Below are 15,961 nucleotides of genomic sequence, written 5' to 3' on the forward strand. Positions count from 1 at the left end.
CTGTTTTTGACCGCCGAGTCCGGCAAGATAGTACCGGACAACGTCAAGTTTGAACTGAAGTGAATACTTCATCAGAACTGTACCTCCAAATGTCAGATGTTTGTCCAACATTTGGGGTTCAGTTCACCTTCGCGCCCGGTTTTTTTGCGTATGGCATTCCAACCTTGAATCTCCTTGCTTGCCGAGTTTTGGTTTTAGCGTCATTTTTATGCTCCCTCACCTTGAAATGATACCAATATTGATACTAATATGGGACAGCTAAATGAAAGGACTCAGAGAAACCATTGACGATCTGCAACAGCGGCAAGCCAATATCAAATTCAACACATTAGTAAAGATCTGCACCTACTGGTTTGGCCCACCCCGCTTGAACGGTGGCAGTCACAAGGTTTACAAAATGCCTTGGCCGGGGGATCCACGCGTGAATATCCAACGTGCAGATAGCGGCATGGCAAAGGTATATCAGGTCAAACAGGCGATCAGCGCGCTGATCAAACTGGAGGAAGAAAATGGAAAAACATGAGCACTACACTTACCGCATCACCTGGTCAACGGAGGATAGCGAGTATGTCGGCCTCTGTACGGAGTTTCCTTCTCTGTCATGGCTGGCACCTACCCGCACCGCAGCGCTGGACGGCATTGAAAAGCTGGTCCGCGATGTGATTGCCGATATGCTTTCCCAAGGTGAAACGCCGCCAGAGGCACTGGCAGAGAAAAATTTCAGTGGGAAACTGGTGCTGCGGATGACCCCGGAACAGCATCGCCGCCTGGCGATTAATGCTATGGATGAAGGCGTTAGCCTGAACCGCTATTTGTGCGCCCGGTTGGCAGGATAAGGGCAGCATTGCGCTGCCCTCGGCGTAGCTTAGAACAGGCGTTTTTTCGCCTCGGCGATTGCATAGGCAACCTGCTGAGGAGAAACGCCGCCCTTGGCCGCACGCTTATCCAGGCAAGATTGCAGCGACAGGATCGGATAAACATCGTCACCAATCACGCTGTTGAATTTCTGCAAATCGCTCAACGGCAGGTCTTCCAACGGTTTGCCCTGGCGGATCGCTTCCACTACCGCTTCACCCACAATGTGGTGCGCTTCGCGGAACGGCACGCCTTTGGCAACCAGATAGTCGGCCAGCTCAGTGGCGTTAGCATAACCTTGCTGTGCCGCTTCCTGGCAACGCGGGCGCTTCACCTGAATGCCGTCCAGCACCAACGCCGCCATTTGCAGGCAATCCATCCAGGTGTCGAGCGCGTCGAACAGCCCTTCTTTGTCCTCCTGCATGTCTTTGTTGTAGGCCAACGGCAGGCCTTTCAACGTCATCATCATGCCGGTCAAAGCCCCTTGCACGCGGCCAGACTTGCCACGGATCAGCTCTAGCGCATCCGGGTTTTTCTTCTGCGGCATCAGGGATGAGCCAGAGGTCACGCGATCCGAAAGCTCGACAAACGCCGCTTCGCCGCTGTTGAAGAAGATCAGATCTTCTGCAAAGCGCGACAGGTGCACCATGCTGATGGCCGCATTGGACAGCAGTTCCAGCACGTGGTCACGATCGGAGACGCTGTCCAGACTGTTGCGCGTAGCAGAGGCAAAGCCCAACCAGCCAGCCAGTTGTTCACGGTCGATAGGATAAGCGGTTCCGGCCAAGGCACCGCTACCCAGCGGGCTGACGTCCAGGCGTTTCAACGTATCCTGCAGGCGGCTTTCATCACGCGCCAGCATCTCGACGTAAGCGAGGCACCAGTGGGCAAAAGTCACCGGCTGGGCGCGCTGCAGGTGGGTATAACCCGGCATCACCGCATCCTGATTGGCTTCGGCGGTTTCCACCAGCGCCTGTTGCAGCTGTATCAATGCCTGAAGCAGTTCACTAACCTGATGTTTGCACCACAGTTTCAGATCGGTGGCCACCTGATCGTTACGGCTGCGGCCGGTATGCAGCTTTTTGCCCAGATCGCCGACTTTCTCGATCAGCTTCTGCTCGACCCAGCTGTGAATATCTTCTGCGTCGCTGTTAACGATCGCCAGAGGATCGGCCTGCACTTCTTCCAGCAGCACGTTCAGTGCCTGCTCAAGCTGCTGTTGCTCTGCTGACGTCAGTACGTTGACGGTCACCAGCGCTTTTGACCAGGCGACGGAGCCCACAATATCCTGTTCCGCCAGGCGATAGTCAAAGCGCAGGGAATCATTTAACTGTTTGAACCGCTGATCCGCTGCCTGACTAAACCGTCCGCCCCAAAGTGCCATAATCTTGCTCCTGAATAAGTATGCGAAAGGGCGCAGCATGCTGCGCCCCTCTAATTGACGCTAAACCAACAACGTTACTTTTTCTTCTCGTTCAACGCGCGAATACGGGAAGAGAGCGAGAACAGACGGATAAAGCCACCCGCATGGCTGTGATCGTAAACTTCGTCTTCGCCAAAGGTCGCAAATTCTTCTGAGTACAGGCTGTTGGCTGATTTCTTCTGGATCGCCGTCACCTGGCCTTTATACAGCTGCAATACCACTTCGCCGTTAACTTCTTCCGCCAGCGCTTGTGCTGAAGCCTGAATGGAACGACGTAGCGGAGCAAACCAGCGGCCATCGTAGACCACATAGGACATTTCCAGGCCCAACTGCTCACGCCATTTAAAGCTATCACGATCCAGTACCAACTGCTCGATCCCGCGCAGCGCGGCAACCATAATGGTGCCTCCTGGGGTTTCATAGCAACCACGGGATTTGATGCCTACCAGGCGGTTTTCCACGATATCGATACGGCCCACGCCATGTTTGGCACCCAGCACGTTCAGGGCTTCCAGACACTTGTACGGGCTCATGGCTTCACCGTTAACGGCCACTACACAGCCTTTCTCAACGGTCACGGTCACTTGTTCTGGCTTGTCCGGTGCTTCCAACGGATCGACAGTCCAGACCCAGCAATCTTTGTTTGGCGCATTCCACGGGCTTTCCAGCACGCCGCCTTCGGTAGAGATGTGCCAGGCGTTTTCGTCACGGCTGTAGATCTTCTCCAGCGAAGCGGTGGTTGGGATATTACGCTCTTTCAGGTAATCCAGCAGTGCCTCACGGGAACGCAGGTTCCACTCACGCCAAGGTGCGACGACCTTCAGGTGTGGAGCCAATGCGGTATAGGTGGTTTCGAAACGCACCTGATCGTTGCCTTTACCGGTAGCCCCGTGACACAGCGCATCAGCGCCCACTTTCAGCGCCAGCTCAACCTGAGCCTTGGCAATGATCGGACGCGCCATTGAAGTCCCCAGCAGGTAGCTGCCTTCGTACAGTGCGCCGGTCTGCAGCACCGGATAAACGTAGTCACGGATAAACTCTTCACGCAGATCGACAACATGACACTCAGAGGCACCGGATTGCAGAGCTTTCTGCTCAACGCCTTCCAGATCGCCGCGCTCCTGGCCGATGTCCGCCACGAAGGCTACCACTTCACAGCCGCCGTAGTTCTCTTTCAGCCATGGAATGATGGCCGAAGTATCCAGACCGCCGGAGTACGCCAGAACGATTTTCTTGATGCCTTTGTTTTGCATTGTGTTATTCCTTTTTAATTCTAAATTTAAGCGAGGATCCGGGTGCCAATCGACACACCATTAAACAGAGCAGGGAGCTTTTCGGCATTACGCCAGCTGGCGATATCTACCGGGCGGCCAAGGGTACGTGCAGCATCCAGCGCTGCATTGACCTTCACCACCATACCATCGGTAATGATGCCTTGAGCAATCAGTTGCTCGGCTTTTTGTGCTGTCATTTCCGCGATGCGCTGCCCTTTGCCGTCGAGAATACCGCTGACATCCGACAGCAGGATTAAATCCGCCCCCAGCGTGGCGGCCAGGGCCGTCGCTGCCTGATCGGCGTTCACGTTCATCAGTTGGCCCTCGGCAGTGATACCGATGGAGCTGACCACCGGCAGGTAGCCAGCGCCTAACAAGGTATTGAGCAGCGCAGGTGTTCCTGGAACTGCATGGCCTACGTGGCCCAACGCTGGATCCAGCTGCGTAACCGCAACGCTGCCACCGTCTGCCAGGCTCAGACCAACGGCATTAATTTTGTGCTTCACCGCCCAGGCCAGCAGGGTTTTATTGGCCGTTCCTGCCAGCGCGCCGGTGATGATATCGATCTGATCGGCTGGAGTGACACGCAGGCCGTTCTTCTTCACTACCGGCAGGGAGAGCTGTTTCATCAGCTCATCTACCACGCAGCCGCCGCCGTGAACGATCACCAGCGGGCGCTGATGTTCCTGGCGATAGACATCCAGCGCGGTAAACAAACGCTCCAGCGCTTCTTCACTGTCCAGTAGCACGCCACCTAGTTTGATAATCAATGGATTCATTGCTGTTTACTCACGCTGATTTAAAGTAAGGATTGGGTTTCCGGGAAGCCGAAACGGATATTCAGACACTGCACCGCCTGGGCCGCCGCACCTTTCAACAGGTTATCTTCTGCAGCTACGACGATCAGATGCTCGCCCTGCACGGCAAAACCGATATCACAGAACGGCAGGCCCACCACGGATTTCAGTGCTGGCACCCCTTGGTCGTACAGCCGTACCAGCGGTTTATCATCGTAAGCCGCATGGTAAGCCGCCGCCACGTCCTGCGCGGTGACGCCCTTGTTCAGGCGGCAGGTGATGGTTTCCAGAATACCCCGTGGGAAGTTACCCAGATGTGGCGTAAAGATGACAGGCACCCCGAGATGAGCAGAGATTTCTGGCTGATGACGGTGATTGAACAGGCCGTAAGGTTGCAGGCTGACTTCACAGAAACTGGTCGTGACGCTGGCTTTACGCCCTGCACCGCTCACGCCACTGACGGCGTTGATCACTGGCCATTGAGCCAGGTTCAGCAATTGCTTGTCGAGCAGCGGTTTGAGCGCCAGCTGCGCTGCCGTTGGGTAGCAGCCCGGCACGGCAATCAGCTGCGCCTGCTTGAGTTTTTCGCTCTGCCACTCTGCCAGGCCGTAAACCGCCTGCGCCAGCCACTCGGCATGCTGGTGTGTAAAACCATAATACTGCTGATAAAAATAAGCATCCTGTACGCGGAAGGCGCCGGAGAGATCAAACACCACACAACCGGCGGCCAAGAATGCTGGCGCGATGTCGTGGCTCACCTCATGGGCGGTCGCGAGGAAAACAACATCGATGCCTTTGGCCGCTGCGGCAACGTCAACCAGCGGTTGTAATGGCAGATCGACGATGCCTTTTAATTGAGGGTGCAGCTCGGAAAGCAATTTTCCTGCATCTGCACTTTGCGCTGAAACCGCTAAAGCGGTTATGTTCATGTGTGGGTGGCGATTCAGGTAAGCCGTGAGCTCTGCTCCGGCATAACCGCTGGCACCAACAATCAGCGTATTCAACATGTGGCCTTTCACCTTCTTGGCTAGCAATCTAAGAGTCACGGCGACCCTGGTAGCAGGGCTTGGTCGCGTTGTTGCGCGGTTCACCCACGTGGTTGAGCGTGATGTTTTTATCAACATCCGGGTTACAGGTTCCCTTACGCTCTAGCTTACTGTATTTTTATTCAAAATTAATGCATGAATATTGATACTATCCTAACCAAAGGCTGTCAACAGTGAAGATGAAATTACCTCCATTTATTGAGCTGTACCGGGCGTTGATCGCCACTCCGTCGATCAGCGCCACCGATGGCGCCCTCGATCAGAGTAATGAAGCATTAATCAACTTGCTTGCTGGCTGGTTCAACGATTTGGGCTTCCGCGTCGACGTGCAGCCCGTGCCGGACACCCGCAACAAATTCAACCTGCTAGCCAGCCTCGGCGAAGGTAGCGGCGGCCTGCTGCTGGCGGGCCATACCGACACGGTGCCTTACGATCAGGGCCGTTGGACGCGAGATCCCTTTACCCTGACCGAGCACGACAACAAGCTGTACGGGCTGGGTACCGCCGACATGAAGGGTTTTTTCGCCTTTATCCTCGATGCGGTACGCGATATCGATGCCAGCAAGCTGACCAAGCCGCTGTACATTTTAGCCACCGCTGATGAAGAAACGACGATGGCTGGTGCACGTTACTTTGCTGCCTCCAGCAAAATCCGCCCGGACTTTGCCATCATCGGCGAGCCAACCTCGCTGCAACCGGTGCGCGCGCACAAAGGCCATATCTCAAGTGCGATCCGCATCGTTGGCCAGTCGGGCCATTCGAGCGATCCGGCGCGCGGCGTCAATGCCATCGATCTGATGCATGAGTCCATTGGGCATCTGATGGCATTGCGCAAAACGCTACAGGAGCGCTACAACAACCCGGCGTTTGCTGTGCCTTACCCAACCATGAACTTTGGCCATATCAGCGGCGGCGATGCGGCCAACCGTATCTGTGCCTGCTGTGAACTGCATATGGATATTCGCCCATTGCCGGGGATGACGTTGGATAACATCAACGAACTCCTGCACGAAGCGCTGGCGCCGGTAAGCCAACGTTGGCCTGGCCGCTTGACGATCGATGAGTTGCATCCGCCGATCCCAGGCTACGAATGCCCAACCGACCATCACATGGTGGCGGTGATTGAAAAACTGCTGGGTTCACGCACCGAAGTGGTCAATTACTGCACCGAAGCACCGTTCGTCCAGGAAGTATGCCCAACGCTGGTGCTCGGCCCAGGTTCGATCAACCAGGCGCATCAGCCGGATGAATATCTGGATACCGCGTTTATTGAGCCAACGCGTAAGCTGCTGGGTCAGTTGGTCGACCATTTCTGCCGGCAATAAACCTTAATAACAACAGGGGAATGGGTTACCATCCCCTACCTCTTAAGAGGTAGCAATTTACGCCGATAAGCCAGACTGATAACCGACAGCGCGTAATTAAATTTCAGAAAATACGCCGAATTTGATGTTTTTTTGCTAAAAATAGTGTCAATTGATGATTGGACAGGCACGTGATCGGCTAAAACCGGCAGGCTGCGACGGCACGTGAAATTTACTTACAAGATGAAAAATCACGTACTCATCGTGTTCAGGTAGTGGTGAAAAACGCTGCAATCGGAGGATGATAAGTATGCAAAGAACTGGGTCAGGGATTATATGAACGAACAATATTCGGCAATGCGAAGTAATGTCAGTATGCTCGGCAAACTGCTAGGCGATACCATTAAAGAAGCGCTGGGCGAGCATATTCTCGATCGCGTTGAAACTATCCGTAAGCTTTCCAAATCTTCACGTGCCGGTAACGAGGCGCATCGTCAGGAGCTGCTCTCTACGCTGCAGAACCTGTCTAACGATGAGCTGCTGCCCGTTGCCCGCGCCTTCAGCCAATTCCTCAACCTGACCAACGTTGCCGAGCAATACCACAGCATCTCGCCGCACGGCGAAGCGGCCAGCAACCCGGAAGCCTTGGCGCAGTTGTTTACCAAGCTGAAAGACAACAAGCTGGATAACAAACAGCTGCAAAAAGCGGTGGACGATCTTTCCATCGAGCTGGTCCTGACCGCTCACCCAACGGAAATCACCCGCCGCACCCTGATCCACAAGCTGGTTGAGGTGAACACCTGCCTGAGCCAGCTGGACCATAACGATCTGGCCGACTACGAGCGCAATAAAATCATGCGCCGTCTGCGCCAGTTGGTCGCGCAATCCTGGCATACCGACGAGATCCGCAAGAATCGCCCATCCCCGGTTGATGAAGCCAAATGGGGCTTTGCCGTGGTGGAAAACAGCCTGTGGGAAGGCGTACCGGCTTTCCTGCGCGAGTTCAACGAACAGCTGGAAAACTCTATCGATTACCGCCTGCCGGTAGAAGCCGTGCCTATCCGCTTCACCTCCTGGATGGGTGGCGACCGCGACGGCAACCCGAACGTGACCGCCGAAATCACCCGTCACGTGCTGTTGCTGAGCCGCTGGAAGGCCTGCGATCTGTTCACCCGTGATATTCAGGTGCTGGTTTCCGAACTGTCGATGACCGAATGTACCCCGGAACTGCGGGCATTGGCCGGTGGTGACGAAGTACAAGAACCTTATCGCGAATTGATGAAGCAACTGCGCAGCCAGTTGATGAGCTCCCAGGCCTACCTTGAAGGCCGCCTGAAGGGTGAACGCGTGCTGCGTCCGCACGATCTGCTGGAACATAACGAACAGCTGTGGGAACCGCTGTATGCCTGCTACCAATCTTTGGTGGCCTGTGGCATGAGCATTATCGCCAACGGCCAACTGCTGGACACGCTGCGCCGCGTGCGCTGCTTTGGCGTGCCGCTGGTGCGTATCGACGTGCGCCAGGAAAGCACCCGCCATACCGAAGCCATTGCCGAACTGACCCGCTATCTGGGCCTGGGGGATTATGAGAGCTGGTCAGAAGCTGACAAACAGGCATTCCTGATCCGTGAGCTGAACTCCAAGCGTCCGCTGGTACCACTGAAGTGGGAGCCGAGTGCAGACACTCAGGAAGTGCTGGAAACCTGCAAGGTAGTCGCCGAAGCGCCACAAGGTTCGATCGCCGCCTACGTCATTTCCATGGCACGTACCCCGTCCGACGTCTTGGCTGTGCACCTGTTGTTAAAGGAGACTGGTTGCCCATTCGCGCTACCGGTGGCCCCGCTTTTCGAAACCCTCGACGATCTGAACAACGCCGAAGACGTGATGACCCAGTTGCTGAACATCGACTGGTATCGCGGTTTTATTCAGGGCAAACAGATGGTCATGATCGGCTATTCCGACTCGGCAAAAGATGCTGGCGTGATGGCGGCCTCCTGGGCGCAATACCGTGCACAGGACGCACTGATCAAAACCTGTGAGAAGGCCGGAGTAGCACTGACGCTGTTCCATGGCCGTGGTGGTTCCATTGGCCGTGGTGGCGCACCTGCGCACGCCGCTCTGCTGTCCCAACCACCAGGCAGCCTGAAAGGTGGCCTGCGCGTGACCGAACAGGGCGAGATGATCCGCTTTAAATTCGGTCTGCCAGAAGTCACCATCAGCAGTCTGGCGCTGTACGCCGGTGCGGTGTTGGAAGCCAACCTGTTGCCACCGCCGGAGCCTAAGCCAGAATGGCGCACGCTGATGGATGAACTGTCCGAAACCTCGTGCAACATGTATCGCGGTTACGTGCGTGAAAACCCTGAGTTTGTGCCTTACTTCCGCGCCGCTACGCCAGAGCAGGAACTGGGGAAACTGCCATTGGGTTCACGCCCGGCCAAACGCCGCCCGAACGGCGGTGTTGAAAGCCTGCGTGCCATTCCGTGGATCTTCGCCTGGACGCAGAACCGCCTGATGCTGCCAGCCTGGCTGGGTGCCGGTGCTGGCCTGCAGGAAGCGGTGAAGGCTGGCAAGCAGGACCAGTTGGAAGCCATGTGCCACAACTGGCCGTTCTTCTCTACCCGTATCGCAATGCTGGAGATGGTATACGCCAAAGCCGACCTGTGGCTGGCCGAATACTACGATCAGCGTCTGGTAGACAAGTCCCTGTGGCCGCTCGGCCAACAGTTGCGTGATCAATTGGCCAGCGATATCAAGACGGTGCTGACCATTGCCAACGACGACCATCTGATGGAAGACCTGCCGTGGATCGCTGAATCTATCGCGTTGCGCAACGTCTACACCGACCCGCTGAACGTGTTGCAGGCCGAGCTGCTGCACCGTTCGCGCCAGCAGGAGCATCCGGATGCCCGCGTTGAGCAGGCGCTGATGGTCACTATTGCTGGCGTGGCGGCCGGGATGCGCAACACCGGCTAATATTGCTTCATCTTTGCAGCAAGCACCGATGCGATCGGCGTCGGTGCTTATTTTCCCCCGGCGATCCCCCGTTCCCAATCTGCATATTTTGCCCCAGCGGTCACTCGCTACGGGTTATCAAGACTATCATTGCTGACACTCATTCTGAGTCCATGCTCAGTTTGACCACACCTTTTGCATTGATTATGCTGAACTTCTGGTCCAATAATGCAGTTAACATCAAAATTACCGGTACTATTCGTTACTGGTAATAGCCAAAGACCTTACCTTCTTGAAAATATCCCCACAGAAAGATATTTATCATGAAGATTGATAATGACAGGGAAAGTAAATGGATGTAGCACTAATAATCAGCTTGGCAGTACTCGTCGTGGTCGGTTACGCCATTGCCAAGAATTACGACACCAAGCTGGTGTTGTTTAGCTCAGGGATCGTACTCATGTTGGCGGCAGCCACCTTGGGCTTGCCGATTTTGAGCGCCGGAACGGGGACGGGCACCGTCTGGTTGGATCCGTTAAAACAAATCGAGCTGGATTTCATCAAGCAGTTTAGCCGGGCAGGCATCATCATCATGGTGCTGTTCGGCTTTTCCGCTTATATGTCGCACATTGGCGCAAACGATGTCGCGGTTAAAATCATGTCAAAACCCATCGCGAAGATCCGCTCCCCCTATATTCTGGTACCGATCGTATTCTGGATAGGGTCACTGCTGTCATTGATTATTCCCAGCGCCGCCTCACTCGCCGTGATTTTAATGGCTACGCTTTACCCCATTCTGCGCGTGGCAAACATGTCCTCACTCAGCGCCGCCGGGGTCATTGCCACCACTGCCACCATCGTACCCACACCGCTGGGTGGCGATAATGTGGTCGCAGCCAAAATCCTGGGTTTCGAACACGTGGTGGACTACGTCACTATGCACCATGCCGTTATCTCACTGCCGGTACTGGTCATTATCGGCATCGCGCACTATTTCTGGCAAAAGTACATGGATAAGCGCCAGGGTGCCGCCGCGTTTACCGACGTCGATGAGAGTAAATTGGCCACCAACAGCCTGCTCCCTCCGGCTTACTACGCCATATTCCCGCTGATCCCGTTATTCCTGATCGTGGTATTTGGCCTGTTCTTCCGCCAGATAAAAATCGGCCTGGTGGAAATTACCCTGTTCTCGTTTGCCCTGGCCTTTATTGTGGAACTGATCCGCAAGGGCGACCTGCGCGAGCAAATGAAAAACTCGTCGCTGTTCTTTACCGGCATGGGGCAAGGCTTCTCGCAGGTGGTGGTGTTGATCGTGGCTGCCAGCACCCTGGTGGCCGGGTTGACCGTCATCGGGGCCATCGGCACCGTGGCCTCGCTGGTTAAAGAGGTCAACAACGCCGGGATCGGCCTGATGTTTATCTTCTCTGGCCTGACCGCGCTGATCACGCTGATCAGCGGTAGCGGTAATGCGGTGTTCTACTCCTTTATCGAGCTCATTCCTTCGATAGCCACTCAGGCTCACGTCGATCCGGTGATGATTGCCCTGCCGATGCAGCTGACCTCAAACCTTATCCGTGCGATGTCGCCAGTCTCTGCGGTGGTGATCATCGTGGCATCAGTAGTCAAAGTCAGCCCGATTGAGGTGGTCAAAAGAACCTCGGTGCCGTTGCTGATCGGGTTTATCGCCACCCTGATTTTCACGCTGATCCGCTATTCGTTCTGAGGAGATGCAAATGAGTACTATCAGCTATTTTGACCATCAGCACTAACTCTGTATGGGAGATATTATGTCCTCTAGCTCTGCACCTATTGCCATAATCCTGGATACCGATCCCGGTATTGATGACGCCGTCGCGCTGGTTGCCGCGCTGTTTCATCCCAAAATCGACCTGCGCCTGGTAAGTACGGTAGCTGGCAACGTTAGCGTGGATAAAACCACCAACAATGCGCTGCGCCTGCTGCATTTCCTGGGCGCATCAACGCCCGTAGCTCGCGGGGCAGCGGCTCCGCTGGTACGTAAACTGGAGGATGCCAGCCATATTCACGGCAACTCCGGCCTGGATGGATACGAGTTTGAAAAGCCGACACGGCAGATCGTTGACGGTCATGCCGTTGAAGTGATGCGTGACCTGCTACTGGCCAGCAAGGAACCGATAGTCTTGGTGCCGATTGGCCCGTTAACCAACATTGCCCTGTTGCTCACGCTCTACCCGGAATGTAAACCATCCATCGCGCGGATCGTCATGATGGGAGGCTCCGCCAGCCGTGGCAACCATACGCCAAACGCGGAGTTCAATATCTACGTGGATCCCGAGGCCGCCAGCATGGTGTTTGCCAGCGGTATCCCGATTGTCATGTGCGGTCTGGACGTCACCAACCGGGCTACGCTCACCGCCGAGATGATAGCCAGCTTACCGACGCTGAACCGCACCGGGGCCATGCTGCATAGCCTGTTCCAACACTATCGGGGTGGGAGTATGAGCCGTGGGCTGAAAATGCATGACCTATGCGCTCTGGCCTATCTGGCAAAACCCGAGCTATTTACCACTCAGGCCTGCCATGTGGCGGTAGAAACGCAAGGTGAGCTGACCAGAGGAACGACCTGCGTCGATCTGGCCAACCGTTTGAAACTGCCAGCCAATGCCGAAGTCTGTCTAGAAATCGATGTCGAAGGATTCCGGCAGTGGTTTGTGGAGATGCTCACGCACCCGGCCGTCCCTTGATGATGTCGCGGTTGCCGCAACGGCAACCGCTATCTATCAGCCCACCACTGCAGCGGGGCGCACGCCCAGGGTATGGCAGATGGCGTAACTCATTTCCGCACGGTTGAGCGTATAGAAGTGGAAATCTTTGACTCCTTCGCGGCTCAGGATCTTCACCATATCCATGGCGATATTGGCGCCGACCATCTTGCGGGTTTCCGCATCGTCATCCAGCCCGGCAAACATGCTGGTCATCCAGCTTGGCACCCGCACGTTGGTCATGGTGGCAAAGCGCTGTAGCTGCTTGAAGTTGGACACTGGCAGAATGCCAGGCACGATTTCTACGTCGATGCCAGCAGTCACACAGCGGTCACGAAAACGCAGATAACTTTCAACGTCGAAGAAGAACTGGGTGATGGCACGGTTGGCACCGGCATCGATTTTACGTTTCAGGTTGATCAGGTCTGACTGGGCGCTTTTCGCTTCCGGATGCACTTCCGGGTAGGCCGCGACAGAAATATCAAAGTCGCCGACGTCTTTGAGCAGCGTGACCAGATCGGTCGCATACATCTCCGGCTTGCCACCGCCTGGTGGTAAATCGCCACGCAGCGCAACGATATGGCGGATACCGCTGTTCCAGTAATCAGTAGCGATCTCACGCAGCTGCGCCGGGCTGGCATCAATACAGGTCAGGTGAGGCGCTGCTTCCAGACCAGTGCGCTCTTTGATCCCCTTGATGATGCTGTGGGTACGGTCACGCTCACCCGAGTTGGCACCGTAGGTCACAGAAACAAACTTGGGTTTGAGGCTGCTCAGGCGATCGATCGACTGCCACAAGGTATCTTCCATCTCGCTGGTGCGCGGCGGGAAGAACTCGAACGACACGTTAATCTGGCCGTTTAACTCTGCCAGACTCTGATTCAGCGCTTCCCGCTGGTTTGCGTGATAAAAACTCATACCCTGTCCGCCTCTTATCGATCACTGTTTTGCTTCGTTATAATAAGCGTCTATACGTTTAGACGTCTAGATAGAAAATGCCGGATGTTGCCTGAAGAGTCAACAGGAAAGTGAGGGAGATACGATGATTAATCCTCACGCAAGATGAGAGAATTTCATGTTGAAGGATTGAACGGGGGCAGCGCGGCGCCACCCCCGAGGCTAAAGCGAGGATTTAAAGCAGTTGTGCCAAGCGGTTAAGGTCGGACTGGATGGCTCCAGCCGTCACGTCGCGACCGGCCCCTGGCCCACGGATCACCAGCGGGTTGTCGCGGTACCAGCGGCTCTCGATGGCGAACACGTTGTCACAGGGCAGCAGCGAAGCCAGCGGGTGTTCTGGCCGCACGGCCTCAACGCCAACGCGCGCTTTGCCATTGGCATCGAAACGCGCCACGTGGCGCAGCACCAGGCCCATTTCGTTGGCCGCTTCGAAACGCTGTAGCATTTGCTGATTCAGCGCGTCGCCGTTCTCGAAGAACTGGTCGATGGACCCTTGCTCCGCACCTGCAGGCACCAGTGACTCCACACGCACCTGGTTAGGTTCAATGTCATAACCCGCTTCACGCGCCAGGATCACCAGCTTACGCATCACGTCTTGTCCTGACAGGTCAACACGCGGATCCGGTTCCGTCAGCCCCTGCTGCCAGGCCTGATCCACCAGATCGGTGAACGGCACCGTGCCGTCAAACTGCAGAAACAGCCAGGAAAGCGTGCCGGAGAAGATGCCGCTGATCGCAAGGATGCTATCCCCGCTGTCGCGCAGATCGCGCACGGTATGGTTCACCGGTAACCCGGCTCCCACGGTGGCGTTATACAGCCAGTGGCGGCCCGTTTTGGCAAACGCATCGCGGATCTGGCGGTAATTGGCACTGCATGAGGCCCCCGCCAGCTTGTTGGCGCTGATCACATGGAAACCATAGCTGGCAAAGTCCAGATATTGCTCCGCCAACTCCCCACTGGCGGTGACGTCGAGCACCACCAGATCGTCGAACGGGTGCGCTCGCATCCACAGGAACAGCGACTCTTCGTCCAGTTCCTGGGCTTCATCTTCAAAGAACGCCAGCGCGCGGCTGGCATCCAATCCGTCATAATCGAGCAGGCTGCGACGGCTATCCACCACCCCTGCCAGGCTAAACTCAAAGCCGCTGCGCGCAGAGATATTCTTCTGTTCACGAGCAAACAGCTCCAGCCAACGCGAACCAATATTGCCTTTGCCAAACAGCACCAGGCCAATACGCTTTTCCGCGCGGAACAGCGTTTGGTGCAGGCCCTGGATCAGCAGACCAGTCGGCCCCTGACGCAGCACGGCCACCAGGCTGATACCATCCTCGGCCTGCCAGATGAACTCCACCGGCTGGTCCTTCAACTGCTGATAGAAACGATGGCTATGCAGCGGATTCTTGCACACGCCCGCGCCCACCAATGCTACCAGCGCCAACCCTTCACGCAGTTGCAGTTCACCCGGTAGCCCAGCCTCCTGCAAAATGCGCAGCACGCTGCCCACCACTTCAGAGGTGTAGCACAGCTGGATCAGGTTACGGTCAGGATGAACCCCTACGGCCAACGGTTTGATCTGCGCGCGCTTGAGCACCAGATCCAACTCTTTCTGCGCCAGCTTGAAGTCATGCTGCGGCGCAACGCTGAGTTCGATCAGGCAGACATCATCGTGGCTGGTGACAATTTTGGCACCGGTGCCGGAAGCCAGCACGCGCTCAATACGGGTCGACCCCTGCTCCGGCTGATAGCTGCAACGCAGTTGCAGATCGATATCGCTGCCAGACACCGGCTGCAAGGTTCGGGTATGTAGCACCGGAGCCGCCAGGCGGGCCAGCTCGCTGGCCTCATCCAGACGCAACAGCGGCAGCAGGCAGGCATCTTTCACTTTGCGCGGATCGGCGCTGTAAACCCCGGCCACGTCGCTCCAGATGGTGACTCGCTCCACTCCGGCTAACGCGCCAACCTGCGTGGCAGAATAGTCACTGCCGTTGCGCCCCAGCAGCACGGTTTCACCGCTGTCATTACGCGAAATAAAGCCGGTTACTACCAGACGTTTGCCGGGATGTTGAGCCAGCAGTTGCTGCAATAACGGATAGGAACGACCTTCGTCGACCTGCGGCTGTGCCGCACGTTCGGCACGCAGGAAATCACGCGCGTCCAGCCATGCCGCCTGCATGTCCTGCTTGTTCAGCACCGCAGCCATCAGGCGTGCTGACCAGATCTCACCGTGCCCCACCACTTCGGCATACACCGCATCATCAACCTTGCCGTCCAGCAGGATTGCCAGGCGCTCAAGATCGTGGATAAATTCGGCAATCAGCGGTTCCGCCGTTTCCGCCGGCAACAACCCGCCGATCAGCTCACTGTGATAACGGCGCAGCGTTTGCTGCACCTGATGCGCGGAAAGGCGATCGCTCTGGCTAAGCTTCAGCCAGCTGATCAGTTGGTTGGTGGTGCTCCCCGCCGCCGACACCACCATCATGTCACCCGGCTGGCTGTATTCGGCCATGATCCCGGCCACCCGCAGATAACACTTCACATCTGCCAGGCTGCTGCCGCCAAATTTGTGCAGTTGACGCCCGCTAACCGGCCCTGCTACCGCAATTGCATTCATG

The 15,961-nt window shown here is 56.1% G+C and carries 12 protein-coding genes; 6 read left to right on the forward strand and 6 right to left on the reverse strand.

The genetic code is table 11. The annotated features are described in order from the left end of the window. Positions 1-262: 262 nt before the first annotated feature. Positions 263-523, forward strand: coding sequence for a toxin HicA (locus ACMV5H_RS20100; RefSeq protein ID WP_115159614.1), 261 nt, complete (start codon positions 263-265; stop codon positions 521-523). Next, entirely contained in the window at positions 510-836 is a 327-nt protein-coding gene (locus ACMV5H_RS20105; protein ID WP_021807212.1) for a type II toxin-antitoxin system HicB family antitoxin, read from the forward strand. Before ACMV5H_RS20100 ends, ACMV5H_RS20105 begins: the two co-directional genes overlap by 14 nt. Positions 837-865: 29 nt before the next feature. On the opposite strand, the gene argH is transcribed toward ACMV5H_RS20105, so the two are convergent. The 4 genes from argH to argC form a co-directional block, all read right to left on the reverse strand. Further along, on the reverse strand, positions 866-2,239 hold the full coding sequence (gene argH / locus ACMV5H_RS20110; protein WP_021807213.1) for an argininosuccinate lyase: 1,374 nt from the start codon (positions 2,237-2,239) through the stop codon (positions 866-868). A gap of 74 nt (positions 2,240-2,313) precedes the next feature. Further along, positions 2,314-3,531: an argininosuccinate synthase gene (locus tag ACMV5H_RS20115; RefSeq protein WP_021181909.1), complete on the reverse strand. Its 1,218-nt coding sequence runs from the start codon at positions 3,529-3,531 to the stop codon at positions 2,314-2,316. 26 nt (positions 3,532-3,557) lie between these two features. Then, positions 3,558-4,331 carry an acetylglutamate kinase gene (argB, locus tag ACMV5H_RS20120; protein ID WP_021181908.1) on the reverse strand — a complete coding sequence of 258 codons (774 nt, stop codon included), beginning with the start codon at positions 4,329-4,331 and terminating at the stop codon, positions 3,558-3,560. A 20-nt stretch (positions 4,332-4,351) separates the two neighbouring features. Continuing rightward, positions 4,352-5,356, reverse strand: a complete 1,005-nt coding sequence (argC, locus tag ACMV5H_RS20125; protein WP_166735121.1) for an N-acetyl-gamma-glutamyl-phosphate reductase — start codon at positions 5,354-5,356, stop codon at positions 4,352-4,354. Positions 5,357-5,574: 218 nt separating this feature from the next. On the opposite strand from argC, the gene argE reads away from it, so the two are divergent. From argE to rihC, 4 genes are all read left to right on the forward strand, one after another. Further along, positions 5,575-6,720 (forward strand): acetylornithine deacetylase, encoded by a 1,146-nt coding sequence (gene argE / locus ACMV5H_RS20130; protein WP_037376432.1) that lies wholly within the window; start codon positions 5,575-5,577, stop codon positions 6,718-6,720. A gap of 315 nt (positions 6,721-7,035) precedes the next feature. Beyond that, on the forward strand, positions 7,036-9,672 hold the full coding sequence (gene ppc, locus ACMV5H_RS20135) for a phosphoenolpyruvate carboxylase (RefSeq protein WP_021807214.1): 2,637 nt from the start codon (positions 7,036-7,038) through the stop codon (positions 9,670-9,672). 331 nt (positions 9,673-10,003) lie between these two features. Then, complete coding sequence (gene dcuC, locus ACMV5H_RS20140) at positions 10,004-11,374, forward strand: C4-dicarboxylate transporter DcuC (protein ID WP_414822344.1); 1,371 nt, start codon at positions 10,004-10,006, stop codon at positions 11,372-11,374. Positions 11,375-11,438: 64 nt separating this feature from the next. Then, positions 11,439-12,374 (forward strand): ribonucleoside hydrolase RihC, encoded by a 936-nt coding sequence (gene rihC, locus ACMV5H_RS20145; protein ID WP_059199391.1) that lies wholly within the window; start codon positions 11,439-11,441, stop codon positions 12,372-12,374. A gap of 36 nt (positions 12,375-12,410) precedes the next feature. On the opposite strand, the gene metF is transcribed toward rihC, so the two are convergent. Beyond that, entirely contained in the window at positions 12,411-13,310 is a 900-nt protein-coding gene (gene metF / locus ACMV5H_RS20150; RefSeq protein WP_021807217.1) for a methylenetetrahydrofolate reductase, read from the reverse strand. A 214-nt stretch (positions 13,311-13,524) separates the two neighbouring features. After that, a complete protein-coding gene (locus ACMV5H_RS20155; protein WP_021807218.1) occupies positions 13,525-15,960 on the reverse strand; it encodes a bifunctional aspartate kinase/homoserine dehydrogenase II in 2,436 nt (811 codons plus the stop codon). Position 15,961: the final 1 nt, after the last annotated feature.

The sequence above is a fragment of the Serratia sp. N21D137 genome, assembly GCF_047530005.1.
GTDB classification, from domain to species: Bacteria; Pseudomonadota; Gammaproteobacteria; order Enterobacterales; family Enterobacteriaceae; genus Chania; species Chania fonticola_B.

Coding starts and splice junctions, on each gene's coding strand:
- rihC (WP_059199391.1), top strand. CDS start 11,439: ATGTCCTCTAGCTCTGCACCTATTGCCATAATCCTGGATACCGATCCC.
- argE (WP_037376432.1), top strand. CDS start 5,575: ATGAAATTACCTCCATTTATTGAGCTGTACCGGGCGTTGATCGCCACT.
- argB (WP_021181908.1), bottom strand. CDS start 4,331: ATGAATCCATTGATTATCAAACTAGGTGGCGTGCTACTGGACAGTGAA.
- argH (WP_021807213.1), bottom strand. CDS start 2,239: ATGGCACTTTGGGGCGGACGGTTTAGTCAGGCAGCGGATCAGCGGTTC.
- ACMV5H_RS20105 (WP_021807212.1), top strand. CDS start 510: ATGGAAAAACATGAGCACTACACTTACCGCATCACCTGGTCAACGGAG.
- dcuC (WP_414822344.1), top strand. CDS start 10,004: ATGGATGTAGCACTAATAATCAGCTTGGCAGTACTCGTCGTGGTCGGT.
- argC (WP_166735121.1), bottom strand. CDS start 5,356: ATGTTGAATACGCTGATTGTTGGTGCCAGCGGTTATGCCGGAGCAGAG.
- metF (WP_021807217.1), bottom strand. CDS start 13,310: ATGAGTTTTTATCACGCAAACCAGCGGGAAGCGCTGAATCAGAGTCTG.
- ppc (WP_021807214.1), top strand. CDS start 7,036: ATGAACGAACAATATTCGGCAATGCGAAGTAATGTCAGTATGCTCGGC.
- ACMV5H_RS20115 (WP_021181909.1), bottom strand. CDS start 3,531: ATGCAAAACAAAGGCATCAAGAAAATCGTTCTGGCGTACTCCGGCGGT.
- ACMV5H_RS20100 (WP_115159614.1), top strand. CDS start 263: ATGAAAGGACTCAGAGAAACCATTGACGATCTGCAACAGCGGCAAGCC.
- ACMV5H_RS20155 (WP_021807218.1), bottom strand. CDS start 15,960: ATGAATGCAATTGCGGTAGCAGGGCCGGTTAGCGGGCGTCAACTGCAC.